The following is a 4,165-nucleotide window of genomic DNA, read 5'->3' as shown; positions in this document are numbered from 1 at the left end:
GGGGCCTGCGAGCAGACCCGGTCCAGCAGGCTCCGCACGGGCCCGCCTCCCACGCGCGGGCCCGGCCGCGCACCGCCTCGGGGACGGCGTCGCCGATCACGTACTGGGGGGTTGGCGACGATCACGTCGAACCGCTCCGCCGCCACGGGCGCGAACAGGTCGCCGCGCAGCACCCGCACCGGCAGGTTCCGCAGCCGCGCGTTGCACCGCGCCGCCAGCACCGCGCCCGCCGCGACTCGACCGCGACGACCTCGCGGGCGCCGCAGCGCGCGGCCGCCACCGCCACCGCGCCCGTCCCGGTCCCGACGTCCAGGACCCGGGCACCGGCGGCGACGCCCGCCCGGCGCAGCACGTCGGCCAGCAGCGCGGTGTCGGCCTGCGGCCGGTACACCCCCGGCGGTCTCAGCAGCACATCGCCCGTGTACCGCGAGGACGTCACGGGAAACATGCGTCACCCGCGCGGCGGCGCGGCGGTCAGGGGGCGGCGCAGCGACGTCCGCGGCGGGCGGGCCCGCCAGGCGCCCAGCAGGTGCGCGGCGAGCCGGTCCTCCAGCAGCCCCGTCGCCCGCACCCCGAACGTCACGTCGGCGGCCAGTTCCGGTTCGTCGGCCAGCAGCCCGCCGATCACGTCGTGCCGCAGCACCTGCTCGTGGACGGCGTCGGCCTCGATGTGCTCGGTGTAGAACAGCCGGGCCCGCGGTCCCGCGCCGAGCCGGTCCAGCGCCCGGACCATCCGCCGCGCCGCCGGGGCCGTGGTGATCTCGGCGGCGGCGAAGTGCCCCACGAGCGCGCCCCGCAGCGACCGGCGCAGCCCGAAGCACGACATCATGTTGACCGTCGCGAGCATGGGCGCCGGTGCCGCGTCGACGTAGGCGCCGTAGGAGGGGTCCAGGCCGAGGTCTTCCAGCAGGTCGGCGTACAGGCCGGCGTGGATGCGGTCGGGGCGTCCGCCGCCGTACTCGTCGTGCTCGACCGCGACCAGGGCCGTTTTGGCGCGGCCCCGCAGCCGCGGGATCACGAAGGCGTGCGGGTCGGCTTCTTTCAGGTGGTAGACCGAGCGGTGCGCCGCGTGTTCCAGCAACTGCCACCACTGCCCGGCGTCGCGCAGGTGCCCGGCGACGCCGGTGCCGTCGTCGGCGGGTTCCACCAGCAGGCCGTCCAGGACGTTCTCCAGTTCCGCGCGGGCGCCGCCGTCGTTCTCGGGCGGGACGGGCTCGCCCGCGGGGCGTTGCGCGGCGGGCTCCGGGGGACGTCCGTGCCCGCGGCCGCCGGGCCGCCGAGCCCCTGCGGCGTCCCGGGGGTCCGGGGCGTCCGGGCGGGTCGATCCGGTGTCGGTGCGCAGGGCGTCCAGGAACACCGTCTCCAGCGCGCCGCGCAGCCGCAGCAGTTCCGGGTCCCACTCCCAGTCCGGGGCGACGCCCGAGAACCCCCGGTAGTGCAGTTCGTAGCAGACGTGCAGGGCCAGCTGCAGGTCGTCGCCGTAGGGGTCGGCGGACGCGGCGTCCCCCGCGGTCGCCGGTGCGGCACCGGCCGGGGGGCGGCCCGCCAGGGCGTCGATCACGGCGTGCGACAGGGGGCCGCGGGGTTGCGGCAGGACGGGCGCGGCGTCGCGCCCGCGCGTCCGCAGCCGTATCGGTCCGGGTGGCGCGCTGTGCTCGACCGCCATGGCTCCTCCCGTCGTCGGGCGTCCGTCGGGCGTCCGTCGGGCGTCCGTCGGGCGTCCGTCGTCCCCGGGTACCCGGTTCACCGCGTCCCATACGCTCCGCGGCCGCCGCCCCCGCCGGACGGCGGGACGGGGGGCGTGGCCGTCGGCCCTGCCGAGACACCCTGTCTCGTACGGGAGTCATCTTGTCGGGACGGAGCGACGGCGCTGTATCATCGGGGCGGTGACCAGGAGCACGGTGCTGCGCGACCACGTCCGCGCGGGGATCCTCGACGTCGCGGCCACCGTGCTGGCCGAGCGCGGCGAGCAGGCGAGCATGACCGACATCGCGCAGGCCGCGGGCGTCGCCCGCGCGACGCTGTACCGCTACTTCCCCAACCGTGAGGAGCTCCTGCGCTCCCTGTACGAGACGGCGTTCGCCGATCTTCGCGAGCGGCTCGCCGACGCCCGCCTCGACACCGTCTCCACCGAGGAGGCGATCGCCCGGACGACCCGCGCGACGATCGCCGCGATCAGCAGGTACCGGGCGCTGGGGCTGCTCGACAAGAGCGCCGGGGAGGCGCGCCGCGTCGACGTCCAGCTCGTCGGGCCGCTGCGCGCGGTGTTCGAGCGCGGCGCCGCCGACGGGTCGCTGCGCGGCGACCTGCCCGTCCACACCCTCGCCGAGCTGTACTTCAGCCTGCTGGAGGGGATGGTGTCGCGCGTCGTCGGGCACCGGATGGGCGTGGAGGAGGCCAGCGCCGCCGTGACCGCCGTCTTCCTGACCGGCGCCCTGGCCCGGCCCGCCCGCTGACGCCGGGAGGCAGCAAGCCGCCGATCGCGCCGCCGCCGCTGCCGTGCGGGTGCGGCGGGATCCGGCTGGCCGCCGATCCCGGTCTCGGGCCCGTCGCGTTCCTGGGAGACGACGGCGAGGGCCGTGCGCGTTGCCTGCACACCGGCCGCGCCGACGTCCGTGTCGAAGCCTGAACGGCGGCCGCCCGGAGAACCGGGCCCGCGCCGGGGCGGGGCGGGGTCTCAGGAAGTGACCGGCACCTCCACGTGCCCGGCGGCGCCGCGCCGGACCCGCGCGCGGCCCGCGGTCACCTCGGCCGCCCACGCCGCGAACTCTTCCGCGCGTTCCGCGGGCACCGCCACGTCCGCCTCCACTCCCGCCGCGTAGCGGACGCCGGACGGCTGCGCCCACCGCGCGTGCAGGTCGCCGAGGAACCGTCCCGCCAGCGCGTGATCGACCGCGGCCGTCATCGTCACCACCGGCCGCAGTTCCACCAGCCCGGCTTCGCCGATCGCGCCCGCGACCGCCTGCCCGTAGGCGCGCACCAGCCCGCCCGCGCCCAGCTTCACCCCGCCGAAGTAGCGGGTGACGACCGCGGCGGTCCCGGTCAGCCCGCGCCGCACCAGCACCTCCAGCATCGGGATCCCGGCCGTCCCGGCGGGTTCCCCGTCGTCGCTGCTCTTGGTGATCTCCCCGTGCTCGCCCACGACGTAGGCGGTGCAGTTGTGGGTGGCGTCGCGGTGCGCGCGGCGGTGCGCGGCGATGAACGCGGCCGCCTCGTCCTCGTCGGCGACCCGCGCCAGGGTGCAGACGAACCGGGAACGGCGGACTTCCAGCTCGTGCGTCACGCCGCCGCCGATCATGCGCACGGGCACCACCGGGCGGGACGCGGAGCGGGAGTCATCCTCCGCACCCTACCGCCGGAGGCGCGCCCGCTCCGCGGGGGCCGCGGGCGCGGGGGTTCATCGCCGCGGATGCGGCCAGGGGTTGGGGTCGCATCCCTCCAGCGACTTGGTCTGCTGCACCATCACCGGCGCCGGTTCGCCCGCACCGGGGCAGGTCCGGTGCCCGTGCCCGAGCGCGTGGCCGACCTCGTGGCCGATGAGGTACTCCCGGTAGGACAGCACGTCGCGGCCGTAGGAGTCGTCGCCGGCGGCCCACCGCAGCGCGTTGATCACCGACCGCTCGCCCTCCCGGCACGACAGCTCGCCGCCGGTGATCAGCGGCGCGCACACCCGGTCGGTCAGCGCCGGGCTCGACAGCGACACCCGGAACCGCACCGGGCCCTCGCTCACCCGCCGGAACCGCATCGCGCCGCCGTGGCCCCAGCCGCGCGGGTCGTTGAGGATGCGGTGGACGCGCGCGGCGAACCCGGGGCCGGTGAACGGCAGCCCGTCCTCGACCTCGACCAGGTACTCCACGGCGGGCCCGGAGGTTCCGTCGGGCGGCTCGGCGGTGCCGGGCACGACGGTGTACTCGCCGCCCGCCGACTCCGGGACGTCCACCGGTGCGGGCTGCCGCCGCCCGTTCACGACCGGCCCGGACTCCCCCGCGGCCTGCCCCGCGGTGGCCTCCGGGCTTCCGGACGGGGGCGGGGAGGGGGCGCGGTGGCCTGCGCGGTGGCCTGCGCGGTGGCCTGGCCGGTGCGGGCCGCCCGGTCGGAGCCGCCGTCGGGACGGTCGCCGTCCCCGACCGCGATCGTCGTCGCGGCGGGCCGCTCCGGCGCCAGG

5 protein-coding genes and 1 pseudogene are annotated in these 4,165 nt (G+C 77.5%); 1 reads left to right on the top strand and 5 read right to left on the bottom strand.

Going from position 1 to position 4,165, the window contains the following annotated elements; genetic code table 11:
- Positions 1-121: 121 nt before the first annotated feature.
- Complete coding sequence (locus tag BJF79_RS33395; protein ID WP_075903445.1) at positions 122-439, bottom strand: 50S ribosomal protein L11 methyltransferase; 318 nt, start codon at positions 437-439, stop codon at positions 122-124.
- Positions 440-451: 12 nt separating this feature from the next.
- On the bottom strand, positions 452-1,666 hold the full coding sequence (locus BJF79_RS33390) for an iron-containing redox enzyme family protein (protein ID WP_075903443.1): 1,215 nt from the start codon (positions 1,664-1,666) through the stop codon (positions 452-454).
- Positions 1,667-1,886: 220 nt separating this feature from the next.
- On the opposite strand from BJF79_RS33390, the gene BJF79_RS33385 reads away from it, so the two are divergent.
- A complete protein-coding gene (locus BJF79_RS33385; RefSeq protein WP_075903441.1) occupies positions 1,887-2,456 on the top strand; it encodes a TetR/AcrR family transcriptional regulator in 570 nt (189 codons plus the stop codon).
- Between the two features lie 221 nt (positions 2,457-2,677).
- Here BJF79_RS33385 and BJF79_RS33380 read toward each other — a convergent pair whose 3' ends face one another.
- The 3 genes and pseudogenes from BJF79_RS33380 to BJF79_RS56150 all read right to left on the bottom strand — a co-directional run.
- Positions 2,678-3,304 carry a YigZ family protein gene (locus BJF79_RS33380; RefSeq protein WP_075903447.1) on the bottom strand — a complete coding sequence of 209 codons (627 nt, stop codon included), beginning with the start codon at positions 3,302-3,304 and terminating at the stop codon, positions 2,678-2,680.
- A 93-nt stretch (positions 3,305-3,397) separates the two neighbouring features.
- Positions 3,398-3,967, bottom strand: coding sequence for a DUF3152 domain-containing protein (locus BJF79_RS33375; RefSeq protein ID WP_262402918.1), 570 nt, complete (start codon positions 3,965-3,967; stop codon positions 3,398-3,400).
- A pseudogene (locus tag BJF79_RS56150) lies at positions 3,964-4,165 on the bottom strand (hypothetical protein); the annotation flags it as partial. The gene BJF79_RS33375 and the pseudogene BJF79_RS56150, both read right to left, overlap by 4 nt.

The sequence above is a fragment of the Actinomadura sp. CNU-125 genome, from assembly GCF_001942465.1.
In the GTDB taxonomy this organism is placed as follows: Bacteria; Actinomycetota; Actinomycetes; order Streptosporangiales; family Streptosporangiaceae; genus Spirillospora.
The sequence above is the reverse complement of the archived record's forward strand: the minus strand, read 5'-3'. Positions and strand labels throughout refer to the sequence as shown.